General features: G+C 71.6%; 28 protein-coding genes. 10 read left to right on the forward strand and 18 right to left on the reverse strand.

Annotated features, from left to right (window positions below):
- Positions 1–19: 19 nt before the first annotated feature.
- Complete coding sequence (locus tag OG510_RS35485) at positions 20–490, forward strand: DUF5954 family protein (RefSeq protein WP_406142125.1); 471 nt, start codon at positions 20–22, stop codon at positions 488–490.
- 37 nt (positions 491–527) lie between these two features.
- Here OG510_RS35485 and OG510_RS35490 read toward each other — a convergent pair whose 3' ends face one another.
- Positions 528–1,205, reverse strand: coding sequence for a transcriptional regulator (locus tag OG510_RS35490; RefSeq protein ID WP_406142126.1), 678 nt, complete (start codon positions 1,203–1,205; stop codon positions 528–530).
- 138 nt (positions 1,206–1,343) lie between these two features.
- On the opposite strand from OG510_RS35490, the gene OG510_RS35495 reads away from it, so the two are divergent.
- Both OG510_RS35495 and OG510_RS35500 read left to right on the forward strand, forming a co-directional pair.
- Positions 1,344–1,643: a hypothetical protein gene (locus OG510_RS35495; RefSeq protein WP_406142127.1), complete on the forward strand. Its 300-nt coding sequence runs from the start codon at positions 1,344–1,346 to the stop codon at positions 1,641–1,643.
- Positions 1,644–1,710: 67 nt separating this feature from the next.
- The gene (locus tag OG510_RS35500; protein WP_406142128.1) at positions 1,711–2,403 is read left to right on the forward strand and encodes an adenosylcobinamide amidohydrolase; all 693 of its coding nucleotides are present in this window, start codon (positions 1,711–1,713) and stop codon (positions 2,401–2,403) included.
- Between the two features lie 9 nt (positions 2,404–2,412).
- Here OG510_RS35500 and OG510_RS35505 read toward each other — a convergent pair whose 3' ends face one another.
- Together OG510_RS35505 and OG510_RS35510 are read right to left on the reverse strand one after the other, a co-directional pair.
- Complete coding sequence (locus OG510_RS35505; RefSeq protein WP_406142129.1) at positions 2,413–3,705, reverse strand: cation:proton antiporter; 1,293 nt, start codon at positions 3,703–3,705, stop codon at positions 2,413–2,415.
- 6 nt (positions 3,706–3,711) lie between these two features.
- The gene (locus OG510_RS35510; RefSeq protein ID WP_406142130.1) at positions 3,712–4,197 is read right to left on the reverse strand and encodes a cation:proton antiporter regulatory subunit; all 486 of its coding nucleotides are present in this window, start codon (positions 4,195–4,197) and stop codon (positions 3,712–3,714) included.
- A 264-nt stretch (positions 4,198–4,461) separates the two neighbouring features.
- Between OG510_RS35510 and OG510_RS35515 the strand changes: the two genes are divergently transcribed.
- Complete coding sequence (locus tag OG510_RS35515; RefSeq protein ID WP_406142131.1) at positions 4,462–5,178, forward strand: ribonuclease H; 717 nt, start codon at positions 4,462–4,464, stop codon at positions 5,176–5,178.
- Positions 5,179–5,230: 52 nt separating this feature from the next.
- Here OG510_RS35515 and OG510_RS35520 read toward each other — a convergent pair whose 3' ends face one another.
- Entirely contained in the window at positions 5,231–5,683 is a 453-nt protein-coding gene (locus OG510_RS35520) for a DUF5990 family protein (protein ID WP_406142132.1), read from the reverse strand.
- Between the two features lie 155 nt (positions 5,684–5,838).
- Between OG510_RS35520 and OG510_RS35525 the strand changes: the two genes are divergently transcribed.
- Positions 5,839–6,669 carry an endonuclease I family protein gene (locus tag OG510_RS35525; RefSeq protein WP_406142133.1) on the forward strand — a complete coding sequence of 277 codons (831 nt, stop codon included), beginning with the start codon at positions 5,839–5,841 and terminating at the stop codon, positions 6,667–6,669.
- A gap of 62 nt (positions 6,670–6,731) precedes the next feature.
- On the opposite strand, the gene OG510_RS35530 is transcribed toward OG510_RS35525, so the two are convergent.
- The 5 genes from OG510_RS35530 to OG510_RS35550 all read right to left on the reverse strand — a co-directional run bounded on the left by OG510_RS35530 (position 6,732) and on the right by OG510_RS35550 (position 10,051).
- Positions 6,732–6,983: a DUF6213 family protein gene (locus tag OG510_RS35530; RefSeq protein WP_164267397.1), complete on the reverse strand. Its 252-nt coding sequence runs from the start codon at positions 6,981–6,983 to the stop codon at positions 6,732–6,734.
- A 208-nt stretch (positions 6,984–7,191) separates the two neighbouring features.
- Positions 7,192–7,521, reverse strand: coding sequence for a hypothetical protein (locus OG510_RS35535; protein WP_406142134.1), 330 nt, complete (start codon positions 7,519–7,521; stop codon positions 7,192–7,194).
- A gap of 165 nt (positions 7,522–7,686) precedes the next feature.
- Positions 7,687–8,481: an SAM-dependent methyltransferase gene (locus tag OG510_RS35540; protein WP_406142135.1), complete on the reverse strand. Its 795-nt coding sequence runs from the start codon at positions 8,479–8,481 to the stop codon at positions 7,687–7,689.
- 221 nt (positions 8,482–8,702) lie between these two features.
- The gene (locus OG510_RS35545; RefSeq protein ID WP_406142136.1) at positions 8,703–9,671 is read right to left on the reverse strand and encodes a hypothetical protein; all 969 of its coding nucleotides are present in this window, start codon (positions 9,669–9,671) and stop codon (positions 8,703–8,705) included.
- A 113-nt stretch (positions 9,672–9,784) separates the two neighbouring features.
- Positions 9,785–10,051: a heavy-metal-associated domain-containing protein gene (locus OG510_RS35550; protein ID WP_406142137.1), complete on the reverse strand. Its 267-nt coding sequence runs from the start codon at positions 10,049–10,051 to the stop codon at positions 9,785–9,787.
- A gap of 183 nt (positions 10,052–10,234) precedes the next feature.
- Here OG510_RS35550 and OG510_RS35555 point away from each other — a divergent pair, with 183 nt between their 5' ends.
- Positions 10,235–11,683, forward strand: coding sequence for an MFS transporter (locus OG510_RS35555; RefSeq protein WP_406142138.1), 1,449 nt, complete (start codon positions 10,235–10,237; stop codon positions 11,681–11,683).
- 113 nt (positions 11,684–11,796) lie between these two features.
- Positions 11,797–12,294 carry a peptidylprolyl isomerase gene (locus tag OG510_RS35560; protein WP_406142139.1) on the forward strand — a complete coding sequence of 166 codons (498 nt, stop codon included), beginning with the start codon at positions 11,797–11,799 and terminating at the stop codon, positions 12,292–12,294.
- A gap of 130 nt (positions 12,295–12,424) precedes the next feature.
- Here the strand turns inward: OG510_RS35560 and OG510_RS35565 are convergent, their stop codons facing one another.
- From OG510_RS35565 to OG510_RS35585, 5 genes are all read right to left on the reverse strand, one after another.
- Positions 12,425–13,981, reverse strand: coding sequence for an ABC transporter substrate-binding protein (locus OG510_RS35565; RefSeq protein WP_406142140.1), 1,557 nt, complete (start codon positions 13,979–13,981; stop codon positions 12,425–12,427).
- A 6-nt stretch (positions 13,982–13,987) separates the two neighbouring features.
- Entirely contained in the window at positions 13,988–16,135 is a 2,148-nt protein-coding gene (locus OG510_RS35570; protein ID WP_406142141.1) for a hypothetical protein, read from the reverse strand.
- 197 nt (positions 16,136–16,332) lie between these two features.
- On the reverse strand, positions 16,333–17,406 hold the full coding sequence (locus tag OG510_RS35575; RefSeq protein WP_406142142.1) for an acyl-CoA dehydrogenase family protein: 1,074 nt from the start codon (positions 17,404–17,406) through the stop codon (positions 16,333–16,335).
- Complete coding sequence (locus OG510_RS35580) at positions 17,403–18,575, reverse strand: acyl-CoA dehydrogenase family protein (protein WP_406142143.1); 1,173 nt, start codon at positions 18,573–18,575, stop codon at positions 17,403–17,405. The genes OG510_RS35575 and OG510_RS35580 overlap by 4 nt, the downstream gene beginning before the upstream one ends.
- Positions 18,575–19,426 carry an enoyl-CoA hydratase gene (locus tag OG510_RS35585; RefSeq protein ID WP_406142144.1) on the reverse strand — a complete coding sequence of 284 codons (852 nt, stop codon included), beginning with the start codon at positions 19,424–19,426 and terminating at the stop codon, positions 18,575–18,577. The genes OG510_RS35580 and OG510_RS35585 overlap by 1 nt, the downstream gene beginning before the upstream one ends.
- A gap of 145 nt (positions 19,427–19,571) precedes the next feature.
- On the opposite strand from OG510_RS35585, the gene OG510_RS35590 reads away from it, so the two are divergent.
- The 3 genes from OG510_RS35590 to OG510_RS35600 are packed head-to-tail and all read left to right on the forward strand — an operon-like array spanning position 19,572 to position 22,256.
- Complete coding sequence (locus OG510_RS35590) at positions 19,572–20,357, forward strand: SDR family oxidoreductase (protein WP_406142145.1); 786 nt, start codon at positions 19,572–19,574, stop codon at positions 20,355–20,357.
- Between the two features lie 57 nt (positions 20,358–20,414).
- Positions 20,415–21,041, forward strand: a complete 627-nt coding sequence (locus OG510_RS35595; protein WP_164266992.1) for a TetR/AcrR family transcriptional regulator — start codon at positions 20,415–20,417, stop codon at positions 21,039–21,041.
- A 57-nt stretch (positions 21,042–21,098) separates the two neighbouring features.
- Positions 21,099–22,256 carry an acetyl-CoA C-acetyltransferase gene (locus OG510_RS35600; RefSeq protein WP_406142146.1) on the forward strand — a complete coding sequence of 386 codons (1,158 nt, stop codon included), beginning with the start codon at positions 21,099–21,101 and terminating at the stop codon, positions 22,254–22,256.
- A gap of 102 nt (positions 22,257–22,358) precedes the next feature.
- Here OG510_RS35600 and OG510_RS35605 read toward each other — a convergent pair whose 3' ends face one another.
- The 4 genes from OG510_RS35605 to OG510_RS35620 form a co-directional block, all read right to left on the reverse strand.
- Entirely contained in the window at positions 22,359–23,447 is a 1,089-nt protein-coding gene (locus tag OG510_RS35605) for an NAD(P)H-dependent flavin oxidoreductase (protein ID WP_406142713.1), read from the reverse strand.
- Positions 23,448–23,482: 35 nt separating this feature from the next.
- A complete protein-coding gene (locus tag OG510_RS35610; RefSeq protein WP_406142147.1) occupies positions 23,483–24,268 on the reverse strand; it encodes a CoA-transferase subunit beta in 786 nt (261 codons plus the stop codon).
- Positions 24,265–25,113 (reverse strand): CoA transferase subunit A, encoded by an 849-nt coding sequence (locus OG510_RS35615; protein ID WP_406142715.1) that lies wholly within the window; start codon positions 25,111–25,113, stop codon positions 24,265–24,267. The genes OG510_RS35610 and OG510_RS35615 overlap by 4 nt, the downstream gene beginning before the upstream one ends.
- 83 nt (positions 25,114–25,196) lie before the next feature.
- Positions 25,197–25,946 carry an enoyl-CoA hydratase family protein gene (locus OG510_RS35620; RefSeq protein ID WP_406142148.1) on the reverse strand — a complete coding sequence of 250 codons (750 nt, stop codon included), beginning with the start codon at positions 25,944–25,946 and terminating at the stop codon, positions 25,197–25,199.
- Positions 25,947–26,024 lie beyond the last annotated feature (78 nt).

Genomic DNA, 26,024 nt, shown 5'->3' on the forward strand with positions numbered 1-26,024 from the left:
CGGGCAGGATGATGGCTCCATGAGCGATCACGACGAGACCGCGGGCAGCCGGAGCGCTTTCGACGAGGAGGCACGACAGGTCCTCGCGACGGGTGCACGCGAGGAGAGGCTGCGCCGCCGATACCCGGTCGAGTCGGCGTCCTTCGAACGGACCCGGATGGCGCCGTACACCGCGTACGCGGCGATGGTCCTCGAAGGCGCCGGCTGGCGGCAGATGTTTCCCGCCCAGCCGAGCGAGGACGAGGCACGGCTCGATCTGGCGGCGGTCCTGCGCGGCACCACCGAGCACCCCCAGGTGGCGGCGGTCCGCTACGCGCAGGCCGCCGACGCCGTCGAGAACGGGGCGGACCAGGTCATCCTCGGTGAGAGGGTCTACCGCGTCGTGCGCGTCGAGCAGACCGTCGTCATGACCGAGTACGGACCCGAGCCGCCGCAGGGGACGGACTGCCCCTTCCCGGAGGAGTTCGACGACCGGGAGTCCGAACACTGAAGACCGCCGGGAGTCCGGACACTGAACCGGGCGGCCGTCAGGCCAGTTCGGCGAGGGTGTTCCAGAACATCAGCTCGTAGCTGCGCAGCAGCCGCCCATGACGGCGGGCGGCCGCTGTGTCGAGCCCGCCGTCGAGCCCGCTGTCGAGCCCGGCCTGGACGGCGGCCGCCGCCTGGGCTTCGACATCGGGCGCGGGCTCGGCGAAGAAGTCGAAGAACCCGCACGCCGCGTCGTCGAAGCCGTAGTGGGTGCGCAGCCCCTCGGCGATCGTGGCGCAGTAGCCGCCCCAGGCCGCGAAGTTCGCGGTGAGTGCGAGGGCCGCCTCAGCGGGCGCGGCGGTCAGGGCCAGCCTGGCCACATACGAGGGATACGCCTGGCAGCCGGCCATCGGCTCGTACGCCGTGACGTCGGCGGCGTCGCATCCGCACGCGGCGATCAGCGTTTCGAGCCGCTCGGCCGCGGTGTTCTCGCCACCCGCGAGGCCGGCGAAGAATACGGCAGACGCGTCGTCGCGGCGAGCGGCCGACCGCTCGGCCAGATGCGTGAAGGCGCTCCGGTCGCTCTCGATGATGTACCGCTGCTCCAGGGCGAGCGCCGACAGCGCGCGGCGGTCCGCGGTGCCGGCGGCGATCAGCGGGACGAGGCGGTTGTCCGCGGCGCCCGGTGCGAGCTCGGCCGTGGTGCTCCTGAGTACGTCGAGCGCTGTACGGTCCATTCCCGTTTCCCTTCGTCATGGGTGCGCGGCCACCCGCCCCGAGTCTGTGCGGCACCTGTTGTGCACACCCCGGACGGCGGTGCCATACTCGGACATGTTCACTCGAACGGCTGTCTCTGTCCGAAAGGACGACGCGCCATGACCTGGGCTTCGTGGACCACCAGCGGAATCTTCGCGGGACCGGGCGGAGTCCGCACGGAAGAGGTCGGTGTGCTGACCGGCGATCTGACCGTACACACCACGTGGTGGGAGGACCAGGCGTCCTTCGCCGTGCAGTACAGCGGGTCGTCGGACTGGTTCACGCTGGTCGGCAGCCCGGTGCCCTGCGGTTCCGAGCGGGCCAGCCGCGAACTCCACCAGATCGTCGTCGAGGCCGTCCGCGCCGGCGGGGGAGTCACGGCACAGACCGTGGAGTACGAGGCGGGGCCCTGGGCCTAGGTCCCGTCCGGCTGGGTCAGGGCGGGGTGGCCGGCTCCGCATCGGGGCCGCCGCGTTAGGGTGCGGGGTGCTGTTGAGAACCGCCGGTCCCGGCGTCCTGGACGACGTACGGCTGCTGGTCCGCGAGGAAGAGGGCGGGAGCTGGCCCCTGCTGCTCTGGGTACCGGGCCCCGGCCGGCGCATGATCTCCAGCGCGGCCCTGGGCGGCGGCATCGGCGAGCGGCACTGGGTGCTCAACGCCCAGGTGCGCCCCGGATACGCGCGGACGGACACGGAACACCATCTCGCCGAGATCGCCGGACAGCTCGGCGCGACGGGCCCCGGCGTCGGTCTGATGACCGCGGCCTCCGTACGCGACGCCCGCTCTGCCGACGACGGCGGGGCGCGGGCCCTGGTCACCGCGGGCACGGGGGTGCGCGGCTGGGCCGCCGCCCCCGGCGCGGGCAGCGAGGAGCCGCTGCCCGCCGGGACGATCAACATCATCGTGGATGTGCCGGTGTCACTCTCCGACGCGGCCCTGGTGAACGCGGTGGCCACCGCCACGGAGGCCAAGGTCCAGGCCCTGCGGGACGCCGGTCTCGACGCGTCCGGCACACCCACCGACGCCGTGTGCGTCTGCGTACCCGATCCGTCGTCCGGCCCGCACCGCGACGTGGAACCCTTCGCGGGCCCGCGCTCGCTCTGGGGCGCCCGGATCGCCCGCGCCGTGCACCGCGCGACCCTGCTCGCCTGCCTGTCGCCGGACGCGGCCGGGCACTGACCGGCGCTGTCAGCCGCGCGAGCCCGCGGCCCCGGCTGCGTCCGCCGCGTCCGCGGTGCCGGTGGCGTCCGTGGCGTCCACCGCGTTCACCGTGTCCACGAGAGTCGCCGTGGCGCCGGGCTGCGGGGCGGCGGCCGCTGCCGTGGCCGGCGTACCGCGGCGCAGCCGGCGTGCCAGCGGCTCGGTCCAGCGGGCCGTCAGCGGGCCCACGATGACCAGGATCAGGACGTACGCCGTGGCCAGCGGGCCGATGCGCGGCTCGACGCCGACGGCGAGACCCGCGATCACGATGGAGAACTCGCCGCGCGCCACCAGCGTGCCCCCGGCCCGCCAGCGCCCGGCGGACCTGATCCCGGCCCGCCGGGCCGCGTACCAGCCGGTGGCGACCTTCGTCAGCACCGTCACGATCGCGAGCAGCAGCGCGGGGAAGATGACGGGCGGAATGTCGGCGGGGTTGGTACTCAGCCCGAAGAAGACGAAGAAGACGGCGGCGAAGAGGTCCCGCAGCGGAGTCAGCAGATTGTGCGCGCCCTCGGCGACCTCACCGGAGAGCGCGATCCCCACCAGGAACGCGCCGACCGCGGCGGACACCTGGAGCTGCTGGGCGATCCCCGCGACGAAGAGGGTCAGCCCGAGCACCACGAGGAGCAGCATCTCGGGGTTGTCCGACGAGACCGCCCGGCTGATGAACCGGCCGTGGCGCAGCGCCACATAGAGGACCGCGCCGACCGTGCCGAGAGAGATCAGCAGGGTGAGGCTGCCTCCGGCCAGGCTCAGTCCGGCGAGCAGCGCGGTGAGCAGCGGGAGGTAGACGGCCATCGCCAGGTCCTCGATGACCAGCACACCGAGGATCACCGGTGTCTCCCGGTTGCCGAGGCGGCCGAGATCCCCCATGACCTTGGCGATCACCCCCGACGAGGAGATCCAGGTGACACCCGCCAGCGCGACGGCGGCGACCGGGCCCCAGCCCAGGATGAGCGCGGCGGCGGCCCCCGGAGTCGCGTTCAGTACGAAGTCGACGATGCCCGATGGGTACTGCGTCTTGAGGTTCGTGACGAGTTCGGACGCGCTGTACTCGAGTCCCAGCAGGAGCAGCAGCAGGATGACGCCGATCTCGGCGCCGGTGGCGGTGAACTCCTCGCTGGCGTCCAGCGGTACGAGCCCGCCGTGGCCGAAGGCGAGTCCGGCCAGCAGATACAGCGGAATGGGGGAGAAGCCGATGCGGCCGGCGAAACGGCCTAGGAGGCCCAGGGCGAGGATGACCGCCCCGAGTTCGATGAGCAGCGCGGACATGTTGTGCACAGGCGTTTATCCTCCGGTGATCAGTTCCGCGACGGCGTCCACGCCTTCGCGGGTGCCGACGACAACGAGGATGTCGCCACTGGCGAAGCGGAAGTCCGGGGTGGGAGACGGGAATGCGTTGGTCCGCCGCAGCACGGCGACGATGGAGGCGCCGGTCCTGGTGCGCGCCTGGGTGTCGCCGAGGACGCGCCCCGCGTACGGGGACCTCTTGGTGATCGCGATGCGTTCGCTCACCAGGTCGATCTCCAGGTGCTCGTACAGCTGGGCCACCGGGGCCGGGGTGAGGAGCCGGGACAGCGCGGCCGCTTCGTGCGAGGCCAGCGGTGTCGAGTTGCGACAGCTGTCGTCGTCATCGGGGTCGTGGAAGGCGAGGATGCGGCGGCCGTCCTGATGTGCCACGACCGAAATGTGCTGTCCGGCATCGGTGTTGAGGTCGTACCTGGTTCCGACTCCGGGCAGGCCGGTCTTCCGGATGCGGGCGGCGGGTTCCATAGAAGGCTCCATACGGGCATTCAGGGGCGGTGTACGGGCGTGGTTGCCGCAGGCGCGGTGTGACGCGGTCGGTCTCCGCGGATCCGGTCCGGTGAGGCAGCCGATAGCTCTGTCCATACTCTAACGCAGGTCAAGTAATGGTAAATAGTGCGGATTTTATCGTGTGATTAGTGCCTTTTGTCCCCCAGGTGGTGAGGGTGAGGGGCCGGCGATGGTGCTGCCTGCCGGTGAGGGTGTGGTGCCGGGCCCGCCGGTGTTGCTGGCATGATCGGGGGCATGGCTGAACGCGTTATCGCCGCGTGTGACGGGGCGTCCAAAGGAAATCCGGGACCTGCGGCATGGGCCTGGGTCATCGCCGACGGTGCGATGGCGCCTGTCCGCTGGGAGGCGGGCCCGCTGGGCACGGCGACGAACAACGTGGCCGAACTGACCGCGCTGGAGAGCCTGCTGGCCGCCGTGGACCCCGGCGTCGAGATGGAGATCCGGATGGACTCCCAGTACGCGATGAAGGCGGTCACCACCTGGCTGCCGGGATGGAAGCGCAAGGGCTGGAAGACGTCGTCGGGCAAGCCGGTGGCGAACCAGGAACTCGTGATGCGGATCGACGAGCTGCTCACCGGCCGCGCCGTCGAATTCCGCTATGTCCCCGCGCACCAGGTCAACGGCGACCCTCTCAACGACTTCGCCGACCGGGCCGCCAGTCAGGCCGCGATCGTGCAGCAGGCTGCGGGCAGCCACCTCGGCTCCCCGCAGCCGCCGGCCGCGCCCGACACCGTACGCACCGGCGGGGCGTCCCGTCGTCCCTCCGGGGGCGGGGGCGCCACGAAGGCCGGACCGTCGGCGAAGCGCACTTCGTCACGGACCCTGAACGCGAAGTTCCCCGGCCGCTGCCGCTGTGGCCGCTCCTACGCGACCGGTGAGCCCATCGCCAAGAACGCGGACGGCTGGGGCCACCCCGACTGCCGTACGGCGGACGCCTGAGCCGAACGGCGCTGCCGGCCCCGCGCCCCTGTCCTGCGGGTACCGGCCTCCGTTAGTCGGCCGGCTCGGCGGTCCAGGTGACCAGCGGGGGCCGCACCGCGCCGCAGAGGGGCTGTCCCTGACCGTCCGTGAGCCGTAGCCGCGCGGTGAGACGGCCGGAGCGCACCGCCGCGTCGAGGACTTCGGGACTGACCGCGTCCAGCATCAGTTTGGCGCGGCGGAACATGGTGGCGGCGCCGCCCTCGTCCGCCGTGGTCCAGGACAGATAGATGAAACGGCCGCCGAAGCGGTGCTGGATGCAGGGCCCCGAGACGACGGTCCCGTCCGGCCCCGGCGCCGTCGCGCACTCCAGCGTCCAGCGGGCCGACGGCAGATCACCGGCGTGCGGGGCGGTCACCTCCTGAGGCCGGTCCTTGGCCTGGACCCCGACGTGGATGTCGACGGCGTCGGCGAAGGCTGAGCTGCTGCGGCCGGGGAGGTGGGAGGCTTCGATACGGATCTGCATCCGGCCATTGTCCAGGGCCGGAGCGTACGACGGATCGGCACACGCTCGTTCCCTGTTCTTCACCTGTGTGACCGGGGTCCGTGGCAATGTCCTGTGAACCGTACATGACATCAACCACGTGCCACCGCGCGGCAGTTGGAGAGGACACCCCCCACATGTCCCGTCTTACAGCGACGAGATGGATAACCGCCCTTGCCCTCGCGGCCGCCGCCGGACTCGGCGCGGCGCCTCCCGCGCCCGCGGCCGCGCGCCCGGCCACCCGTGCGACCGCCGTCCCGGCGGCCACCGCCCCCGGGGTGCTGGACGACTCGTACTACGCGGACGCCGAAGGCAAGTCGGGCGCGGCGCTCAAGAGCGCGCTCCACACGATCATCAGCAAGCAGTCGACGGTCAGCTACGCCCAGGTCTGGGACGCGCTGAAGGTCACCGACCAGGACCCGGCGAACTCCTCCGACGTGATCGAGCTGTACACCGGGAACTCCGTCCCCAAGTCGAGCAGCGGCGGCAGTACGGGTGACTGGAACCGCGAACATGTCTGGGCCAAGTCGCACGGCGACTTCGGTACGGCCACCGGTCCGGGGACCGATCTCCACCATCTGCGGCCGTCGGACGTGGCCGTGAACGGCGTCCGGGGCAACAAGGACTTCGACAACGGCGGCACGGCGGTCGCCGGAGCCCCCGGCAACTTCACGGACTCGGACTCCTTCGAGCCGCGCGACGCGGTCAAGGGCGATGTCGCGCGAATGATCCTCTACATGGCCGTGCGGTACGACGGCGGAGACGGATTCCCCGACCTGGAGCCGGACGACAAGGTCGACAACGGCTCGGCGCCGGCGATCGGCCGGATCAGTGTGCTCAAGCAGTGGAGCGACGAGGACCCGCCCGACGCCTTCGAGGAACACCGCAACGACGTGATCTACAGCGACTACCAGCACAACCGGAACCCGTTCATCGACCACCCGGAGTGGGTCGACTCGATCTGGTAGACGCGGGCCGTGCGGGGGCGGGCCGGCCCGCCCCCGCCGTGCTGTCGGCGGCGGGCGGACGCTCAGGCGAGTTCCCCGTCCCCGCTCCCCTTGGAGGTGTGGGCGATGCACTCGACGTCGATCTGGTCGGCGAGTTTCGCCAGTTCGATGGTGAGGGCGGCCACGGTGTCCTCGTCGGCGTTCGACGCGTCGTCGCGTACCGCCTGCAGCCAGCCCGCGCCGAGCGTCCGCAGCATGTGGCTCACATCGGCGGCTGCCACATGCAGGACGCCCTGCTCGTCGGGGACCAGGGCCAGCATGACGTCACGGTTCAAGTCTCTCCGCCTCCAGTGTCTGCGGAATGCTCCGCGGTGCGACTCTAATGACACCTTGCGCCCTCACGCGGGACATGAGGTGCATGCCCTCGGGAGCGCGTGCGATGTATGAGCTGTCCGTGTCTGTCCTTGGTGTGGTGTGCCCGCTCAGGGGCCGGGCCACTCCGGCGGCGGGACATCAAGGGGCCGGAGCGGTACGTGCCGCTTCTCACCGCCGCTCGGCGCGGCGGCGCCGGATGACGGCGATGTCGATGGCCGCTACGGCGGTGAAGACGGCGCATACGGCGGCGAGAACCACCAGGACGGCTGTACTCGGGGATCCCGACGACCGGGCGGAAGCCGCCCACAGCGCGAGGAGCGCGGCCCCCGCCGCGAAGAGCGGCAGGGCGATCGAGGAGAGCACCAGCCGGGCGCCCAGCGCGCTGTAGGCGGTCAGCGGTTCGGTCCCGGTCCTGGGCCGCCCGAGGCCGGGGAAGTGTGAACGGGCGTGCGGGGCGGGTCCGCCGTGGCCCCCGCTCAGCACCGCACGGTGGGACATGAGGAACCCCTTCCCGGCCGCGGTCACCGGGAGTGCGGGCGGCCGCGCGCCTGAATCGCGTGGATCCTGTACCACCCAGTGTGCTCCGCCCGGGCCGTTCCCGGCCGGTCCCCGCCGTTTCCGTCCGCTCCCCGCCGTTCTGGTCCTGGCCCCGGCCCTCCCGGGTCAGCGGACCGGGCGGACGCGTCCCACCGCGGCGTAGATCCCGCTGTCCTCGGCTTCCGGCGCGCCCGTGTCCTTGAACCACTCGGGCGCGGTCACCAGGCCGGGCTCGACCAGATCGAGCCCGTCGAAGAAGCGGGCGACCTCGGTACGGGTGCGGAAGCCGAGCCGGATGCCGCCCTTCGCGTACTGCGCCGTGACCATGGCAGCCAGCTCCTCGTACCGGTCCGACGCGGCATGGGACAGCACCAGGCAGCTGCCCGGCGGCAGGGTGTCCACCAGGGCGCCGACGATGCCGTACGGGTCCTGGTCGTCGGGCACGAAGTGCATCAGCGCGATCAGCGAGAGCGCTATCGGCCGGTCGAAGTCCAGGAACTTCCGGGCGTGGTCGATGATCGTCAGCGGCTCGCGGACATCCGCCTGGATGTAGTCGGTCGCGCCCTCCGCGCTGCTGACCAGCAGGGCCTCCGCGTGCCGCAGGACGATGGGGTCGTTGTCCGTGTAGACGACCCGGGCCGACGGCACGGTCTGCTGGACGATCTGGTGCAGATTCGGGCGGGTGGGGATGCCGGTGCCTATGTCGAGGAACTGGTCGATGCCGCTGTCCGCGAGCCAGGCGGCGGCGCGGTTCATGAACGCCCGGTTCTGCCGGGCCGCGTCCTTCGCCTCGGCCGGCAGGCTCTCGCCGACCTCCTGGTCGACGGGGTAGTTGTCCTTGCCGCCCAGCAGCCAGTCGTATACCCGGGCGGGGTGCGGCTTGCTCGTGTCGATCCGGGGGGCGGGTGCGGCTGCCGTCATGGCGGGCTCCGTTGCGCGAGGAGTGGACGGGGCAGGTTCCGGTGAGGCCGGGGTGCCGGGTGACTGCCCGCGCTGTCCGCGGTCACCCGGCACCCCGGCCGACCAGCGCCTTGTCGGCGAAGTCTGCCACAGCAACTCGCCGTGCAGCACATGCCGTTGAACAGGCGGAACGGGGCGGACCCGGCCGGTACGGCCCGTCCGCCCCGTTCGTGCGCCGCTGTTCAGTGGTCGTGCCCACCGTGCTCCGGCATGTCCGCACCGGAACCGGAACCGGAACCGGAACCGGTGTCGGTGCCGGAGCCGCCGTGCGAGGCCGCGGCCCTGACGGTGAACTCCGCTGTGTGGACCTTCCCCTGGTGCTGGAAGTCGAGATACAGCCGGTAGGCCGTGGCGCTGGGGAACTCCGCGTGGAAGGTGATCCCGGGCCCGGGACGCGTGGTCCCGTCGCCGGGTGCTCCCTGCGGATGTACGTGGAGGTAGGCGAGGTCGCCCTGGCGCAGGGCGACGAGATGTCCGTACGCGCCCAGGTAGGGCTGGAGATCGGTGACCGGCCGGCCGTCCTTCGCGACCGACAGGGTGAGCATGCTCGCCGCGCCGGCCGTGGCGTCTCCGGACAGCGTGACGGTGTATCCGTCGACGTGCGCCGTGCGGGAGGGCGCGGGCAGCGGGGTGGGGCGGTAGTCGCCTGCGACGGAGACGTCGGCGCCCAGGGTGAGGCCGCTGCCGCCCGCGGGCACGAAGTCGGTGAAGACGCGGTAGCTCCCGGCCGAGCGGAAGGTGAGCGGCACCGACCAGGTGCCGTCGGCGGCCAGTTCGGGATGGACGTGCTGGAAGCCGGAGAGGTCGCTGCGGGCGACGATGAAGTGCAGGTCCTTGCCGTGCGACTGCGTGTAGCGGGTGACCGGCTTTCCGTCGGGGCCGGTGATCCGGAAGCGGAAGTCGGTCTTCTTGCCGGCCGGCAGCGGCTCCGACGGCGGTACGAGGGTGTAGCCGTGCTCGGAGATCTGCAGACCGCCGGGGACGGTGTCGCCGGAGCCCATCGGGTCGGCGGAGCTTTCCATGCCGTGGCCCGCGTGGGCGTCGGCGGACTCGCCGCCCACCGGCCCCACCGCGTGGCCGATACCGAGAGAGGCCCCGAAGACCAGGGCGAGACCTACCGCGAACGTTGCTGTCTTGCCGATGGTGTTCATCGCTTGTCCTTCCGGGGAGCCGCGGCTCCGTGCCGAGCGTACGGGGGTGGGGTATGGCCGGCGGAGGCCGGCGCCCGCTGTGCGCGGGCGGCCGGGCCCGGTGGCGCGCTGCGTCAGTGGCAGGTTCCGCAGCAGCTGCCCGACGCCTGCTCGGGGGCGGCGGTGACCTCGTACCCGGCCTCGTCGACCGCGGCGGTGACCGCCGCGTCGTCGACGGCGCCGGTGGACGTCACCGTCACCTTGCCGGTGGAGAGATCGACATCGACCCCGGTCACCCCGTCGATCTTGGAGACCTCCTCGGTGACGGACGTGACGCAGTGGGCGCAGGTCATGCCGCTGACGGTGTAGACGGCCGGGGATTCGGACGCGGTGGTGGTCATGGCGAAGCCTCCTGCTTCTCGGTCGCGCCGACGGCCTCTCCGCCGGTCACTCATCCGACTACATACCCCTTGGGGGTATCTCGTCAAGTCGGAACCGATGTGGCGTCCGGGGGTGGCGCTGTGTACCCCCTGGGGGTATGTTGCTCTTCCAATGATACCCCCCTCCGGTATGGGAGCCTTCTGATGTCGGACTCAGCCGCACCTCCGCATCCGCGGCGCTGGACCGCGCTCGCGCTGATCGCCCTGGCGCAGTTCATGGTGATCATGGACACGTCGATCATTGGCGTGGCCCTGCCCGATATGCAGCACGACCTGGGCTTCTCGCAGGAGACCCTGTCCTGGGTCTTCAACGCCTACGTCGTCGCGTTCGGCGGGCTCCTGCTCCTCGGCGGCCGTCTGTCGGACCTGTTCGGGGCCAAACGGCTCTTCGTCGTCGGCTGGACGGTCCTCGCCGCCGGTTCCCTCACCGCGGGGCTGGCCGGTGAGGTCTGGGTCGAGCTGACCGGCCGCGCCCTGCAGGGCATCGGCGCCGCACTGATCGCGCCCTCGGCCCTGACGCTGCTGATGATGCTCTTCGGATCCCGCCCCGCCGAGCTCACCAAGGCGTTCGCGCTGTACGGCGCGGCTGCCCCTGCGGGTGGTACCGCCGGTGTCTTCCTCGGCGGCCTCATCACCCAGTACGCCAGCTGGCCCTGGGTCTTCTACATCAACATCCCCATCGCGATCGTCGTCCTGGCGATGACGCCGGGCGTCATGCCGTCGGCCCCGGCGCGCCGCGGCTCCATCGACCTCGCCGGTGCCGTCACGGTCACGGCGGGACTGGCCATCGCCGTCTTCGCGGTGGTGCGCGCCCCCGGGACGGGCTGGGGCTCGCCCAAGACCTGGCTCGTGCTGCTGGCCGGGATCGCCCTGATCGGCGCGTTCGTCGTCATTCAGTCCCGGCGGAGCGAGCCGCTGATGCGGCTCGCCATCCTGCGGTCACCCAATCTGGCGGGCGCCAACGTCGCCCAGCTGCTGATGGCCGCCGCCTGGATCCCGATGTGGTTCTTCCTCAACCTCTACCTGCAGCAGGTGCTGGGCCTCGGCGCGTTCGCCTCCGGATCCGCGCTGCTGCCCATGACGGTCGCGATCATGATCATGATGATTGTCCTCGCGCCCCGGCTGATCGCCAGGTTCGGCCCCAAGCCGATGATCGTCACCGGCCTGTTCGCGCTGGCAGCGGGCATGGTCTGGCTGTCGTTCGTCCGAGCCGACGGCACGTTCCTGGTCGATGTCCTGCCCGCTTCGCTGCTGGCGGCGGTGGGCATGTCGCTGGCCTTCATCCCCTCGCTCGGTACGGCGCTCTCCAGCGCACGCCCCGAGGAAGGCGGACTGGCGTCCGGCATCGTCAACACCAGTTACCAGGTCGGCTCGGCGCTGGGACTGGCCGCCATGACGGCGGTCGCCGCCGCGCACGGCTCGAACGAGCTGGGCGACACCGGCGCCCTCACCAACGGCTTCTCCGCCGCCTTCATCGGTGCCGCGGCCCTCGCCGCGGCCGGCGGGGCCGCCTCGCTCCTCACCCTGCGCTCCGCTCCGCCGACCGCCGCGGCGGAGGGCGCGGCGCAGCAGGAGCAGCCCGAGGCCGTCTGACGGGCCCCGTCCACCCCCGGCCGACCCGGCCCGCCGGACGCGTACGAGGCGTGTCCGGCGGGCCGCCGGACCTGCGGCGGGGGTCTGCGGGACGGACGTGACAGGATGTCTCCATGTCTACCAACGTTTTCTTCGACATCACCATTCAGGGCGAGGCCGCGGGAAGGATCGTCTTCGAGCTCTTCGATGACGTCGTTCCCAAGACCGCGCAGAACTTCCGTGAGCTCGCCACCGGCGAGCACGGCTTCGGCTACGAGGGCTCGGCGTTCCACCGCGTCATCCCGGACTTCATGCTCCAGGGCGGTGACTTCACCAGGGGTGACGGCACCGGCGGCAAGAGCATCTACGGCGAGAAGTTCGCCGACGAGAACTTCACGCTGAAGCACGAGCGGCCCTACCTGCTGTCGATGGCCAACGCCGGCGCGAACACCAACGGCTCGCAGTTCTTCGTCACCACGGTGAAGACCCCGTGGCTCGACGGCAAGCACGTCGTCTTCGGCGAGGTCGTCGAGGGCCAGGAGCTCGTCAAGAAGATCGAGTCCCTCGGGTCCCGCTCCGGCAGCACCAGCGCGAAGATCGTCATCGCGGCTTCCGGCGTCGTCGAGAAGTAACCCCCCGGACCCCAGGTCCCCGGATTCTCCCGGCCACCGGCCGGACCCGTCCGGGTGCCTCCGCGGCCGCCACCACGGTGAGCGGCCGCGGAGCCCCGGACCCCGGCGGGCAGCGGCCCGGACTCATGCGTCAGTCCGGGGTGGCCGTGCACTGAGCGGCCGGAGGAGCCCCGTCCGGCCAGGCCAGCGTCTCGAACTGGATATGCCGCGCCGGGTCGGGCGACAGCTTCACGATGGCCACCGCCTTGTCGTACGGCGTCCCGTAGCTGTTGAGGCAGATCCAGCCGCCGGCGCCCTTCACCATGGCGTTGCCGTGCAGCCGCGGCCAGGCCGCCGCGATGGAGGCGAGGTCCGGGACCTTGTCCTTGGCCGTCGCCCGGTTCCTGATACCCGCGATGGCCGTCATGGCCGAGTCGTGTGTGGTGATGGTCCGGCCGTCGGCGAGATCGGTGGGGCCGATGTCGCCCACGCCGTCGGACTTGCCACTGCCCTGGACAAGGCTGCTCAGCGCGGTGAAGTCGGCCTTCGAGCCCCCGGTCGCGGGCGGGTTCCCGCTGGTCCAGGCTCCCTCGTGGGTCACGGTCGCGTACTCGACGGTGAGCCCGGCGCCGAAGCTGAAGGCGTCCCAGTCCATCGAAGGATCCAGCGCGAGCGTCGACGCGCCCGAGACGGTGACCACCCGGTAGTGCCGGTCCGCGCACCCCCGGCTGCCGAGCGCCCGGACCAACTGGGCCAGTTCCGGAGGGCGTCCGGAGAAATACACCGTCGTGGCCTTCGAGTCGCACAAGTTGTTCACCATCTGCGCGAAGTCGTTGGGCGTCACCTCCGACGAGTCGTACTGCTCAGGAGCGAATGGCGTTCCCTTCGTCTCCGAGCGGAACGCCGCACGCAGCGACCGGGAGTAGAGGTCGTCCGCGTGCGTGTCCTCCACCAGGAAGGTCTGCTGCGGGCCGACCTTGAGATGGTGGGTCAGCGCACGTGCCTGATCACTGTTCGACGGGACGATCTTCGCCAGCCCCGGATACCTCCTGGGGTGCTCCTTGTCGTTGGCGAGGTCGTCCGCGGTGATCGGCCCGCCCACCACCGCGATGCCCTTCCGGTTCGTCAGGTAGTCGATGGTCTGCTTGGTCCGCTCGACGCTCAGATTGAAGCCGAAGACCGCACGCAGCTTGTCCCGTCCGGACCTGGCCATCCCCGCCAACTGGTCGGAGACCTCCTTCCAGCGGGCCATGTCACGGCCGGGGCTGGCGAGCACCAGGCGCACCGGCGGTTCCTCGGAGCCCTTTCGGTTGGCCCGGTACTGGGCCAGATAGGCACCCTGCACTTCGCGGACCACCTGGACGCGCCCGGCCCGGTCCTCCGGGGCGGGGGTCATCGGGATCATCAGCGCGATCGTGGCGTACGGCTTGCCGCTCCTGACGATTCGGGAGTTGGCCTCGGCGATGCGGTCGGAGACCGGCCCCAGCTCGGCGGTGAAGTGGTAGCTGCCGTCGGTGACACCGGTGCAATCAGTGTCACCGCCGCGCTTCTCGACCCCGGTTCCGCAGGAGTGGTCGGGCCGCAGCGTGACGACGCCCACGGCCACCAGGGCGAGGACGACCACCACCGCGGCAGTCCAGTTCAGCCGCCGGACAATGGGCGGCCGCGCGAGGTGCCAGTGCCGGAGCGCGGTGAAGGGGTTACGCATGGGCTGCTACCTTCCGTCGACCGGTAGATCCGGCGCCTGCACGCCGCTCACCAGCGCATCGATCCAGCCGTCGTCGGCGACGGCGTCGACGTAGGCGTTGTAGGCCCGGTCCCGCCGGGGACGGTTGCTGTAGTCGTCGCAGAGTGCTTCCAGCGCCGTCCTGACCTGCACGGTCACCGGGTCGGCGTGCCCGGTCGGCACTGCCGCCAGCGGTGCGGAGAGCTGCCATACGGTGGTGACCAGCCGTCGGATCGCCCCATGCACCCGGCGGTCCGCGTCGGTGGTGCAGGAGTGGCACAGGGGGGCGTCCGTCCTCTCGGGTGTGTCGCCGGACGCATACCCCGACCATGCCGGGGGAGCGGCCGCCACCAGGTTGACGGCGCGCAGCCAGTCCGCCGGTGTCCGCTCCGTGTACTGGTGGTGCAGCGCTCGTACGACCACGGTGTCGAGGCGGCCCTGGGCGAGCGCGTGGTGCAGATACCGCGGCTCGTGCCGGTCCGAGTCGTCGGAGCGCACATCGCCGCGGTTGTACTGGGCGGCCAACGCGGCATGCAGCCGGCCCCATTGCTCCTCGCCGCTCTGCTCACGCAGTTCGCCCAGGAGCAGGGCCCGCAGTGCCCGGTCGGTGACGAGGGGGAAGCCCGGGTGCGGCCCGCCGGGCCAGGGCCGGTGGTTCCAGTGCGGCAGATCAAGGACGGAGTCGCGCAGCTGCCTGACCGACAACTCCAGACCGACGCCGGGCAGTTCACGCTGTACGGAGTGCGCGGTGCGCAGCAGTCGCACGGCGGCCTCGCCGTCCATCGCCGGCGCCAGAGCGGTCGCCCGGGCACGGGCGGCGGCGTCCGGCAGTAACTGACCGAGCAGCCGGGTGCCGAGCGGGACGGGCGAGTCCGGCAGCCGCAGGGAGAGCAGCAGATCCATCGGGAACGGAGCCCCGTCCCGCAGCCGCGCCACGGCGGCGTCGGCGAGCAGCATCGCGTTGCCGGCGCGCCCACCGCCGATACGGGCGATGACGCTGGGCAGCGAGGGCGGGCGTACGACGTCGCCGAGCATGGCGCGGACATCCGCTTCAGTGACCGGAGGAATGCCCAGCCGCAGCAGCCACGACAGCGGCGGGCGCCGTTCGGGAGCGGTCCAGGGTGACTCGTGGGTGGTGGGGACGAGAGCGGGGTCGGAGCCGTCACCGAGTGAGGTGGCGAAGACAATGGGCAGCATGACGCGGCCGCGTCCGGTCCACTGCCCTGTGGCAGCCGCGTATCGGTCGGTGAACGGGGTGAGGAAGCGGGTGCGCAGCGCCTCGTCCAGATTGTCCAGGAGGATGAGTGGCGGATGCTGGGTGCGGCGGGTCCAGTACCCGTACCCGCCGTTGATGTCGGCGAGCAGCGCGTCGATCAGATGTGCCTCCACGTCCTGGCGGTCGGCGCCCCGCGAGCGGAACTTCCGTACCAGCGCGAAGAGCCGTTGCGCCGCGTCGCCGTCCAGCCGGTCCAGCCGGGAGCGCCACCAGGCCCAGCCGGAGTCCTCGCTCTCTCGTTCCAGCAGGCTCCGGGTCGCGGCGTCCAGTACTCCCTGGAGCCCGGGCACCCCGGGCAGCAGCCCGGCCACGACTCCGTTCACCGCGTCCAGCCACCGCTGGATACCCGCTCTGCGTATCTGCGGGTCCGGGTTGCGCTGGGCGAGTACGGTGCGCAGCTCCTGCTCCGCCGCTACAAGGTCGGCCGGCCGCACCTCCTCGTCCTGCTGTGCGTCGGGGCGCCACACGGTCAGTACGAGGAGCGCGGCGGAGAGCCGGGGGAACGTCAGGGTGTGGCTGGTCCGGTCCCGCTCCCTGCCCAGCTGGTGCGAGAGCGTGAACAGGAGGTTGGTCACGGGCGACGCGTTCACGGTGTCCAGCCGTGCGAGGTCGCCCCGGTCGGTGGCGGAGTACGGCGCGGCGCCGAGGTCCACCCGGGCCGTCGGCAGATGGCTGTGGTATCCGTCGTTCAGGGCGTCGAGCAGCGTCGTCTTCCCGGAGGAGCGCCCGCCGACGACTTCCACGACGGGGTCGCCCTCCGGGTACACGCGGTCCACCCAGCGGCCACCGCCCGGCGGCATGCCGAGCAGTGCCGGGGCCAGCCTGTCGACGACCGGGCCGAGGTTGTACAGCGTGCCCATCCCGCCCCCGTCACTCGTTGCCGTGGCCACCGTGCCCGGGTGGCATGCCCCCCGCGGCAGCCCGGCCCGTCAACGGATCAGCAGGAGAATCATGACAAGTCCGCTGCACAGAAGGAGAGTTACTCTATACGAGCAGTGGTTCCGCCGGGTACGGATTGCGGATCACGGAGGGCGGGTGGGAAACGCGCGCCCCGCGGTCACACACCTGGTTGCGCGCCCGGCCGGGCCAGGACCCGGGCCCGGCAGGCTGACGGGGAACCCCAGGCCGAGCGCAGGGCGCGGGCCTTGCGGATCCACAGCGACAGGTCGTACTCGGCGGTGTAGCCGATGGCGCCGTGCAGTTGCAGCGCGGTCCTGGCCGCCGCGTACGCCGCCTCGCCCGCCGCCACCTTCGCGGCCGCGACATCGGCCCCCGTGTCCGGTGACTTGCCGGCCAGGGCCACCGCCGCACCGTGCACCAGCGGGCGGGCGAACTCCAGCCCGGTCAGCGCGTCCGCCAGCCGGTGCTTCACCGCCTGAAAGGCCCCGATGGTGGTGGAGAACTGGGTGCGCTGCTTCGCGTAGGCGACCGTCTGCTCGACCAGTGCCAGCCCGACTCCCAGCGCCTGGGCCGCAGTTGCGAACGCCGCCCAGTCGGCGGCCGTGCGGGCCGCGGCGCCGACGTCCGCGCCCGACACGAGCGGAACACCGCCCGCGATGTGCGGGACCGCGAGCCGTCGGGCGGGATCGACCGAGGGCTGAACGGCGCCGTGCCCCGACGCGGCGTGCAGTTCCGCCCCGCCCCTGCCCTGTTCCTGCCCACCGAAGGACCCGGCCGCCGCCCCGGCGTCCGTCACCACGAAAGTGACGTCGGCGGTGTCCATGTCCAGGGCGTACGGCCCGCCGGCCGGCATCGCCAGCGAGGCCATGGCCCCGCCCGAGGCCAGCCGCGGCAGCCACCGGTCGGCGGCGGCGCTGTCCGCGCACCCCGCGGGGCCGCCGAGAAGAACGCTCGCCGCCACCGTCTCCACCAGGGGCCCAGGCACGGCGTGCCGCCCCAGCTCGACGAAGGCGACGGCCAGTTCGACGGGGAGCGGGCCCATGCCCTCGTACTTCTCGGGTACGGCGAGGGCGAACACCCCCGCGTCCGCGATCCGCTTCCACAGCGCCTTGCCCGGTCCGGTGTCGCCCGCGCCCCAGGCCCGTACCGCCGCCGGTGTGTCGGCCGCCGCGAGCATCCGGTCCAGGGTGCGGCCGAATGCGGTCTGTTCGTCGTCCAGCAGGAATTTCATGACCGGCGTCCCTTCGGCAGGCCCAGCAGCCGTTCGGCGATGATGTCGCGCTGGATCTCGTTGGTCCCCGCGTAGATGGGGCCCGCCAGCGAGAAGGTGTAGCCGTCGGCCCAGCTGCCGCCGGCGGGTGCGTCCGGCGCCTCGTCGGACAGCTCGCCGTGCGGGCCGAGCAGGTCGAGCGCCGTCTCGTGCAGGCTGATGTCCAGCTCCGACCAGAACACCTTGTTGAGACTCGACTCGGCCCCGATGGAGCCGCCGGTCGCGATCCGGGAGGCGTTGGCGTAGGTGAACAGCTGATAGGCGCGGGAGCGGATCACCGCGTCGGCGACCCGGTCGCGCAGCGCGGTGTCGGCCGGGTCGGCCTCGGCGCGCCACAGCGCGGCCAGCCGCTCGGCCGCCGCGGTGAAGCGGCCCGGGCTGCGCAGCGTCAGACCGCGCTCGTTGCCCGCGGTGCTCATCGCGACCTGCCAGCCGCGGCCCGGCTCGCCGATGACGTCGGCGTCGGGGACGAACACGTCGTCGAGGAAGAGCTCGGCGAAGGCCGGCTTGCCGTCCAGCCGCCCGACGGGCCGTACGGTCACACCGTCGGCGTCGAGCGGGAACATCAGATAGGTCAGCCCCCGGTGCGGCCGGTCCGCGTCCGGGTGGCTGCGGAAGAGGCCGAAGGCGCGGTCCGCGAAGGCGGCCCGCGACGACCACGCCTTCTGGCCGTTGAGCAGCCAGCCGCCCGCCGTCCGGGTCGCGGTGGAGCGCAGCGAGGCCAGGTCGGAGCCGGACTCCGGCTCGGACCACGCCTGCGCCCAGATCACCTCGCCGCTCGCCATGGCGGGCAGGATCCGCGCGCACTGCTCTGCGCTGCCGTGCTCGAAGAGCGTGGGGGCGAGGAGGTTGATGCCGTTCTGGCTGACCCGGCCGGGCGCGCCCGCGGCGAAGTACTCCTCCTCGAAGATCAGCCACCGCAGGATCGAGGCGTCCCTGCCGCCGTGTTCCGCGGGCCAGGAGACCACCGACCAGCGGTCCTGCGACAGGATGTGCTCCCAGGCGCGGTGCGCGGCGAAGCCCTCCGCGGTCTCCAGGGAGGGCAGCGGGTCCGCGGGCACATGGGCGGCGAGCCACTCGCGGGCCTCGGCGCGGAAGGCGTCATCGGCTGCGGTGAAGTCGAGATCCATCAGCGTCCTGCCTTCTTCATCGCGCCGATGTCCATCCCGCCGAGCGAGTCGGCCGCGGTCTCGGCGTTGTGCGCGTGGGCGAGGTGGTGGAGGCCGAACACCGAGTCGAGACCGGTGTGCAGGCCCTGCAGATCCTCGGCCTGGTTGACCGCGCGCTTGGTCAGGGCCAGCCCCATCCTGGGCATCTCGGAGATACGGGAGGCGAGTTCGAAGGTGCGGTCGGTGAGCTCGGCCGCCGGCACCACCCGGTTGACCATGCCGACCTCGTAGGCGCGCCGTGCGCTCATCCGGTCACCGGTGAAGAGGAACTCCTTGGCGATCCGCGGGGGCATCACCCACGGGTGGGCGAAGTACTCGACACCGGGGATCCCCATCCGTACGACCGGGTCGGCGAAGAAGGCGTCGTCGGCGGCGACGATCAGGTCGCACACCCAGGCGAGCATCAGTCCGCCCGCCACACAGGCACCCTGCACGGAGGCGATGAGCGGCTTCGGCAGCTCGCGCCAGCGCCGGCACATCCCCAGATAGACCTCGGACTCCCGGGCGAAACGGCTCTCGGCGCCGGTCTTGTCCGAGTGGTCCCACCACAGCCCGGCCTTGCGGTCGAAGGGGAGATGCGCGTCGCGCTCCGGGGTTCCGATGTCGTGCCCCGCGGAGAAGTGCCGGCCCGCGCCCGCCAGTACGACGGCCTTCACCTCACTGTCGTCGGCCGCGCGGTAGAAGGCGCGGTCGAGGGCGTAGGTCATCGCGGAGTTCTGCGCGTTGCGGTAGTCCGGGCGGTTCATGGTGACGAGGGCGACGGGGCCCTGCCGCTCGTAACGCACCACGGGCTCTTCATGGTCGGCGGTCATCGGCGCCTCCTTCTCTGGCAGGCATTCTCTGGCAGGTATTCTTCCCTAACAAGTGTTTGGTAGGTTAGCCTACGGTCATGAGCAGCGTCGAGGAATCCGGCAGCGGGACCGCCCGGCAGCGGACCGCATCGCGAGGTGGACATCCGTGAACAAGCCCCCGCAGTACCTCCCCGGGCACCAGCTGCTCGCCGGCCGGACCGCGGTGATCACCGCGGCCGCGGGCGCGGGGATCGGCGGCGCCACCGCACGCCGGTTCCTTGAGGAGGACGCCCGCGTCGTCCTCGGTGACAGCCACGCCCGCCGTCTCGACGAGACCGTGCAGGCGCTGGCGGACGAGTTCGGCGCCGACCGGGTCGCCGGCGCCGCCTGCGACGTCACCGACGAGGAGCAGGTCGGCGCCCTCTTCGACCTCGCGGAGGAACGGCACGGCCGGCTCGACCTCGTCGTCAACAACGCGGGGCTCGGCGGCACGGCCGAGCTGACTGAGATGACCGACGCCCAGTGGGACAAGGTCATCGACGTCACCCTCAACGGGACCTTCCGGTGCACCCGCGCCGCGCTGCGCCGGATGAGGGCCTCCGGCGGCGGGGGAGTCGTCGTCAACAACGCCTCCGTCGTCGGCTGGCGCGCCCAGCGAGGACAGGCCCACTACGCCGCGGCGAAGGCCGGCGTGATGGCGCTCACCCGCTGTGCCGCGGTGGAGGCCGCCGAGTACGGCGTACGGGTCAACGCGGTCTCGCCCAGCCTGGCCATGCACCCGCACCTGGTGAAGGTCACCACGCCCGAGCTGCTCGAACAGCTCACCGAGGCCGAGGCGTTCGGCCGGTACGCGGAGCCGTGGGAGATCGCCAACGTCATCGTCTTCCTGGCCAGCGGCTACTCCTCGTACATGACGGGCGAGACCGTGTCGGTCAGCAGTCAGCACGCGTGAGCGGGGAACGACAATGGGTCTGTGCCTACTCCCAAGAATGCGCCCGCCGACAAAAATGTGGCTGCCGCCAAGAAAAAGACTGACGTGAGTCCCTCGCCCGCGCGGCGCAGGGAGCTGCTCGCCACCGCCGCCGAGGTGTTCGCGGCCCAGGGCTACAACGCCACCACGGTGCGCAAGATCGCGGACGAGGCCGGCATCCTGGCCGGCAGCCTCTACTACCACTTCGACTCCAAGGAGTCGATGCTCGACGAAATCCTGAGCACCTTCCTGGACGAGCTGTGGGCCCGCTACGACTCCGTACTCGCATCGGGTCTCGGCCCCAGGGAGACCATCGAAGCCCTTGTCACCGAGTCCTTCCGGGAGATCGACCGGCACCGCGCCGCGGTCGCCATCTACCAGAAGGAGTCCAAGTACCTCTCCGTGCAGCCGCGCTTCGGCTATCTCGCCGACTCGCAGGAGAAGTACGAGAAAGCCTGGCTCGGCACGCTCGAACGCGGCGTCTCCGAAGGAGTGTTCCGCGGCGATCTCGACGTCCGCCTCACCTACCGCTTCGTGCGCGACACCGTCTGGGTCGCCGCGAGCTGGTACCGGCCAGGCGGACAGCACAGCCCGGAGGAGATCGCCCGCCAGTACCTCGCGATGGTCCTCGAAGGCATCGCGTCCGGGCCCCACCAGCACCCATAGACCGGCCGCCGTTCGCCGGACGGCCGGCATCACCAGGTTCCCCATGGAGGAGCAGTCATGGCCGAGGCATACATCGTCGAAGCGGTACGCACCCCGGTCGGGCGGCGCAAGGGCGGGCTCAGCGCCGTCCACCCCGCCGACCTCGGTGCGCACGTGCTCCGGGCGCTCGTGGAGCGTTCGGGCATCGACCCGTCCGCCGTCGAGGACGTCGTCCTCGGCTGCCTGGACACCGTCGGCCCGCAGGCCGGGGACATCGCCCGGACGAGCTGGCTGGCGGCCGGGCTGCCCGAGGAGGTGCCCGGTGTGACCGTCGACCGGCAGTGCGGATCCTCCCAGCAGGCCGTGCACTTCGCGGCGCAGGGCGTGCTCTCCGGCACCCAGGACCTCGTCGTCGCGGGCGGCACCCAGAACATGTCGATGATCCCCATCGCCTTCGCGAGCCGGCAGGCGGCCGAGCCGCTGGGGCTGACCGAAGGGCCGTACGCCGGGTCGGAGGGCTGGCGGGCGCGCTACGGCGACCGGCCGGTCAACCAGTTCCACGGCGCCGAGCTGATCGCCGAGAAGTGGGGCATCTCCCGCACCGACATGGAGGAGTTCGCGCTCCGCTCGCACCAGCGCGCGCTCCGGGCCATCGACGAGGGGCGCTTCGCCCGCGAGACCGTCGCCTACGGGGATGTCACCACCGACGAGGGGCCGCGCCGGGACACCTCCCTGGAGAAGATGGCCGGACTGAAGCCCGTCGTGGAGGGCGGCCGGCTCACCGCGGGCGTCTCGTCCCAGGTCTCCGACGGCGCGTCGGCCATGCTGCTCGCATCCGAACGGGCCGTACGCGAGCACGGGCTGACGCCCCGGGCCCGTATCCACCACCTCTCGGTGCGCGGTGAGGACCCCATCCGGATGCTGTCCGCGCCGATCCCGGCGACGGCGTACGCGCTGAAGAAGGCCGGCATGTCCATCGACGACATGGACCTGGTCGAGATCAACGAGGCGTTCGCTCCGGTGGTGCTCGCCTGGCTGAAGGAGACCGGCGCCGATCCGGAGAAGGTCAACGTCAACGGCGGCGCCATCGCGCTGGGCCACCCGCTCGGGGCGACCGGCACCAAGCTGATGACGACGCTCCTGCACGAACTGGAGCGCACCGGTGGGCGCTACGGGCTGCAGACGATGTGCGAGGGCGGCGGCCAGGCCAACGTCACCATCATCGAGCGCCTCTGACACACCCTTCGTCCCGCATGCCGGCGGCCGTGCCGTTCCCGACACCTGGGAGTGTCGGGAACGGCACGGCCGCCTTCGTGCGGGCCCCGTGCTCCAGCGGTCTCAGCCGGCCCCGGCGGGCGCCTCGGGGACGGCGGACGTGGCTTCCAGCGCGGCCAGGGACCGCAGGGTCCCGTGCGCCTCGGACATGATCCGGCCGACCAGCTCGGCGCAGGAAGGCAGATCGTCGATCAGCCCCGCGACCTGGCCCGACGCCATCACCCCCAGATCGGGGCGGCCGTCCACCATGGACGCCTTGAGCATCATCGGCGTATTGGCCGCCAGCAGCACCTGACTCCACGTCAGGTCCTTGCCGTGCTTCATGGCCAGGCCGTCGCGGACCATCTCCGCCCAGCCGAGGCCGGAGTGCGCCTTGAAACCGGCGGCATGCCGCAGCGCCCGCAGCAACGCCGCGGGCCGTCCCGAGCGTTCCAGCGAGGCGACCAGGGGGGTACGGAGCATCCGGTGCGGCAGCCCGTCGACCTTCGTGGTGACGGTGATGTCCTTGACCCCCGCCGCGAGATACTCGGCCTTCACCGCGTCCGGGACCGTACTGTCCGACGTGAGCAGGAAGCGGGTGCCCATCGCGACGCCCGCCGCGCCCTGGGCGAGCGCGGCCACCAGACCGCGGCCGTCACGGAAGCCGCCCGCCGCGACGACGGGGATGTCCACCGCGTCGACCACCTGCGGAAGCAGCACGGTGGTGGCGACCTCACCGGTGTGCCCGCCGCCCTCACCGCCCTGCACGATGACCGCGTCGGCGCCCCACGCCGCCACCTTCTCGGCGTGCCGGCGCGCGCCGATGGACGGGATCACCACCACGCCCGCGTCCTTCAGCCGGCCGATCAGGGCCTCGGAGGGTGCGAGCGCGAAGGACGCCACCCGTACGCCCTCCTCGATGATGAGGTCCACCCGGTCGGTGGCGTCGCCCGCGTCGGCCCGCAGATTGACGCCGAAGGGCTGCTCCGTACGGGACTTGACCTCATGCACCGCCGAGCGGAGCTGCTCCAGCGTCATGGTCGCCGAGGCCAGGATGCCCAGGGCCCCGGCGTTGGCCGACGCCGACACCAGGCGGGGGCCCGCCACCCACCCCATGCCGGTCTGCACGATCGGATGGCGTACCCCGACCAGTTCGGTGAGCGGGGTGGACAGCGTGGCGGCCGGGCCCGCCCCGCCGCTGTCGCCGGTCACGTCCGCACCTCGCGGTCGCGCAGCCCCGCGGGGTCGATCACCGTACGGATCAGCCGCAGCTCCTCCGCGCTCGGCTCGCGGGTACGGGGTACGTCATCGGCCACCGCGAGCGGGAACCCGGTCGCCTCGCGCACCTGCTCCACACTCACCCCCGGGTGCAGCGACCGCACACGCAGCGTCCGGTCCCGCGTCTCGAAGTCCAGCACGGCCAGATCCGTGACGACCCGGCGGAGCTGGTGGAAGCGCGTGGCGGACGGTCCGGCCGCCGCCGCACGGTCGTGGCCGACACCGCACACCATGTCGACCTTGTCGACGAACACCCGGGTGGAGTGCCGCGGCACCCAGTAACTCGTCGGGTTGTTGATGCTGTTGACCGGGGCGCCGCGCACCCCGAGGAGCTGCCTGGCGGGCTGCTTCCAGTCGCCGATGCAGCTGATGTTCTGGTTGCCGTGCCGGTCGAGCTGGCTGGCGCCCATCATCACGTGCCGCTTGCCGCCGGTCACCATGGCCAGGTGCCGCCGGTAGGGCAGCCAGCCCTCGACGACCTCGGGCGCGGCGCCGATGGCGGGGACGTCGCCGATCACCAGCGCCTCGCCGTCGGTGAGCAGCAGATCGGGCGAGAAGGTCAGCCGGGCGAGCCGGGCACCGACCGACGGGACGGTACCCATCGGGCTGGCCAGGATCTCCCCGTCCCCCCGCCACGCCTCCGCGCAGGCGACGACGCAGTACTCGGCGCGGGTGACATCGCTCCGCCCCTCGGTGGTGGCGTCCTGTGTGCTCATGCGCCCTCCTCGGCGAACGCCGCGACCGCGGCCTGATAGGTGTCCTCGTCACCGGACAGGAAGCGTGCGGTGAACTCCCGCCAGGCGTCCGGGTCGGCGGCGGCCTTCGCGTACGCCGCCTGGAACGGCTCGTCCCGCCCGTAGTCGGGCGCGCAGGAGGTGAAGTGCGCTCCGTTCGGGGTCTCGGCGACCCCGGTCACCGAATGCCGCCCGACCAGCATGGTCTGGGGCGTGCCCGCATCGGCGAACTCCGTACTCTCCACGAGGCGTTCGCAGGAGACGTACGCCTCGTCGGCGGCGTCGCAGAAGAGGTCGTCGAAGTACGGGTCGGGGCCCAGGTACTGGCCGTTGCCCCGGGCGTCGGCCCGGTTGAGGTGGACGAGCGCGGCGTCCATCCGCAGCGCCGGTACGGCCACCAGCTCCTCGCCGTCCGGATACGGCGAAGTGACCGTCCGCAGCTCCGGGTTGACCCGCATCACGTCCGAGCCGAGACCGGCCCGTATCGGCATGAAGGGCAGCCGGTGGGCGGCGGCGGTCAGCCCCCACATGAACATCGACTCGTCCAGCTCGGTCAGCTCGAAGTCACCGCGCTGGCGCGCCGCCCTGAAGTGCGGTTCCAGCGGGATGGAGTCGAGTGTGGCGAAGGCGGCCACCAGCTTGCGGATCTTCCCGGCCGCGGCCAGCAGACCCACATCGGGGCCGCCGTACGAGATGACGGTCAGGTCGGTGACGTCCGTCCGCAGCAGGGCCCGGACCAGCGCCATGGGCTTGCGCCGGGAGCCCCAGCCGCCGATCCCGATGGTCATGCCGCTGCGCAGCCGGCCCGCGATCTCGTCCGGCGACATGATCTTTCCGGACCGTTCCGTCCTTGCGGTCTGCCCGGTCTGCCCGGCCCTTGTCTGCCCGGTCTCGCCGGGGGTGTCGGTGCTCACGACTTCTCCTTGCTTCCGAAGGTGTTACGGACCCGGTCGGCCACGCCCAGCAGGTTGGCCTCGAAGGTGAAGCCCTGCTCGAAGCGGTAGCTGCGACGGACGTCGACCGGGTCGATCCCGTTGATGGCCGCCTTCGCGAGGCGGATCAGAGTGCCGTCCTTGGCCGCGATCTCGCCCGCCAGCCGCACGGCGGCCTCCAGCAGTTCCGCGCGCGGGACGATCTCCCACACCGAGCCGTGGTGGTGCAGTTCCTGAGCGGTGGCGGTGCGCGAGGTGTAGTACAGGGTGCGCATCAGATGCTGGGGGACCAGCCGGGCGAGGTGGGTCGCGGCGCCGAGGGCGCCCCGGTCCAGCTCGGGGAGGCCGAAGGTCGCGTCGTCGCTCGCCACGATGGCGTCCGCGTTGCCCACCAGGCCGATCCCGCCGCCCAGGCAGAAGCCCGCCACGGCCGCGACCACCGGGACCTCGCACTCGTACACCGCGGCGAACGCCTCGGCGCAGCCACCGTTGGCACCTACCAGGGCCGCGTGGCCGTCGGTGCGCTGCATTTCCTTGATGTCGACTCCGGCGTTGAAACCGCGCCCGGCGGCGGCGAGGACCACACAGCGCACGTCCGGATCGGCGCCCGCGGCACGCACCGCCGCCGCCAGGTCGTACCAGCCCTGTACGGGCAGGGCATTGACCGGGGGGAAGTCGACGGTGACCACGGTGACGCCATTGAGCGGGCTTGAGGTGGAGACACCCATGAGCAGATCAGCTACCTTTCCACCAAACATTTGTTAGGTGAGAAGGTAGCAGTGGTTCGCGTACCGCGGGAGGGGGCG

This window comes from Streptomyces sp. NBC_01089 (genome assembly GCF_045162975.1).
Classification (GTDB): Bacteria; Actinomycetota; Actinomycetes; order Streptomycetales; family Streptomycetaceae; genus Streptomyces.

What these genes read in the sequence shown, in the direction of transcription:
- OG510_RS35580 (WP_406142143.1), bottom strand. Translation starts at nt 18,575, where the DNA reads ATGGATCTCGACTTCACCGCAGCCGATGACGCCTTCCGCGCCGAGGCC.
- OG510_RS35620 (WP_406142148.1), bottom strand. Translation starts at nt 25,946, where the DNA reads ATGGGTGTCTCCACCTCAAGCCCGCTCAATGGCGTCACCGTGGTCACC.
- OG510_RS35515 (WP_406142131.1), top strand. Translation starts at nt 4,462, where the DNA reads ATGATCGGGGGCATGGCTGAACGCGTTATCGCCGCGTGTGACGGGGCG.
- OG510_RS35540 (WP_406142135.1), bottom strand. Translation starts at nt 8,481, where the DNA reads ATGACGGCAGCCGCACCCGCCCCCCGGATCGACACGAGCAAGCCGCAC.
- OG510_RS35615 (WP_406142715.1), bottom strand. Translation starts at nt 25,113, where the DNA reads ATGTCGCCGGACGAGATCGCGGGCCGGCTGCGCAGCGGCATGACCATC.
- OG510_RS35555 (WP_406142138.1), top strand. Translation starts at nt 10,235, where the DNA reads ATGTCGGACTCAGCCGCACCTCCGCATCCGCGGCGCTGGACCGCGCTC.
- OG510_RS35585 (WP_406142144.1), bottom strand. Translation starts at nt 19,426, where the DNA reads ATGACCGCCGACCATGAAGAGCCCGTGGTGCGTTACGAGCGGCAGGGC.
- OG510_RS35600 (WP_406142146.1), top strand. Translation starts at nt 21,099, where the DNA reads ATGGCCGAGGCATACATCGTCGAAGCGGTACGCACCCCGGTCGGGCGG.
- OG510_RS35565 (WP_406142140.1), bottom strand. Translation starts at nt 13,981, where the DNA reads ATGCGTAACCCCTTCACCGCGCTCCGGCACTGGCACCTCGCGCGGCCG.
- OG510_RS35535 (WP_406142134.1), bottom strand. Translation starts at nt 7,521, where the DNA reads ATGTCCCACCGTGCGGTGCTGAGCGGGGGCCACGGCGGACCCGCCCCG.
- OG510_RS35520 (WP_406142132.1), bottom strand. Translation starts at nt 5,683, where the DNA reads ATGCAGATCCGTATCGAAGCCTCCCACCTCCCCGGCCGCAGCAGCTCA.
- OG510_RS35560 (WP_406142139.1), top strand. Translation starts at nt 11,797, where the DNA reads ATGTCTACCAACGTTTTCTTCGACATCACCATTCAGGGCGAGGCCGCG.
- OG510_RS35550 (WP_406142137.1), bottom strand. Translation starts at nt 10,051, where the DNA reads ATGACCACCACCGCGTCCGAATCCCCGGCCGTCTACACCGTCAGCGGC.
- OG510_RS35485 (WP_406142125.1), top strand. Translation starts at nt 20, where the DNA reads ATGAGCGATCACGACGAGACCGCGGGCAGCCGGAGCGCTTTCGACGAG.
- OG510_RS35610 (WP_406142147.1), bottom strand. Translation starts at nt 24,268, where the DNA reads ATGAGCACACAGGACGCCACCACCGAGGGGCGGAGCGATGTCACCCGC.
- OG510_RS35510 (WP_406142130.1), bottom strand. Translation starts at nt 4,197, where the DNA reads ATGGAACCCGCCGCCCGCATCCGGAAGACCGGCCTGCCCGGAGTCGGA.
- OG510_RS35570 (WP_406142141.1), bottom strand. Translation starts at nt 16,135, where the DNA reads ATGGGCACGCTGTACAACCTCGGCCCGGTCGTCGACAGGCTGGCCCCG.
- OG510_RS35490 (WP_406142126.1), bottom strand. Translation starts at nt 1,205, where the DNA reads ATGGACCGTACAGCGCTCGACGTACTCAGGAGCACCACGGCCGAGCTC.
- OG510_RS35545 (WP_406142136.1), bottom strand. Translation starts at nt 9,671, where the DNA reads ATGAACACCATCGGCAAGACAGCAACGTTCGCGGTAGGTCTCGCCCTG.
- OG510_RS35495 (WP_406142127.1), top strand. Translation starts at nt 1,344, where the DNA reads ATGACCTGGGCTTCGTGGACCACCAGCGGAATCTTCGCGGGACCGGGC.
- OG510_RS35525 (WP_406142133.1), top strand. Translation starts at nt 5,839, where the DNA reads ATGTCCCGTCTTACAGCGACGAGATGGATAACCGCCCTTGCCCTCGCG.
- OG510_RS35575 (WP_406142142.1), bottom strand. Translation starts at nt 17,406, where the DNA reads ATGAAATTCCTGCTGGACGACGAACAGACCGCATTCGGCCGCACCCTG.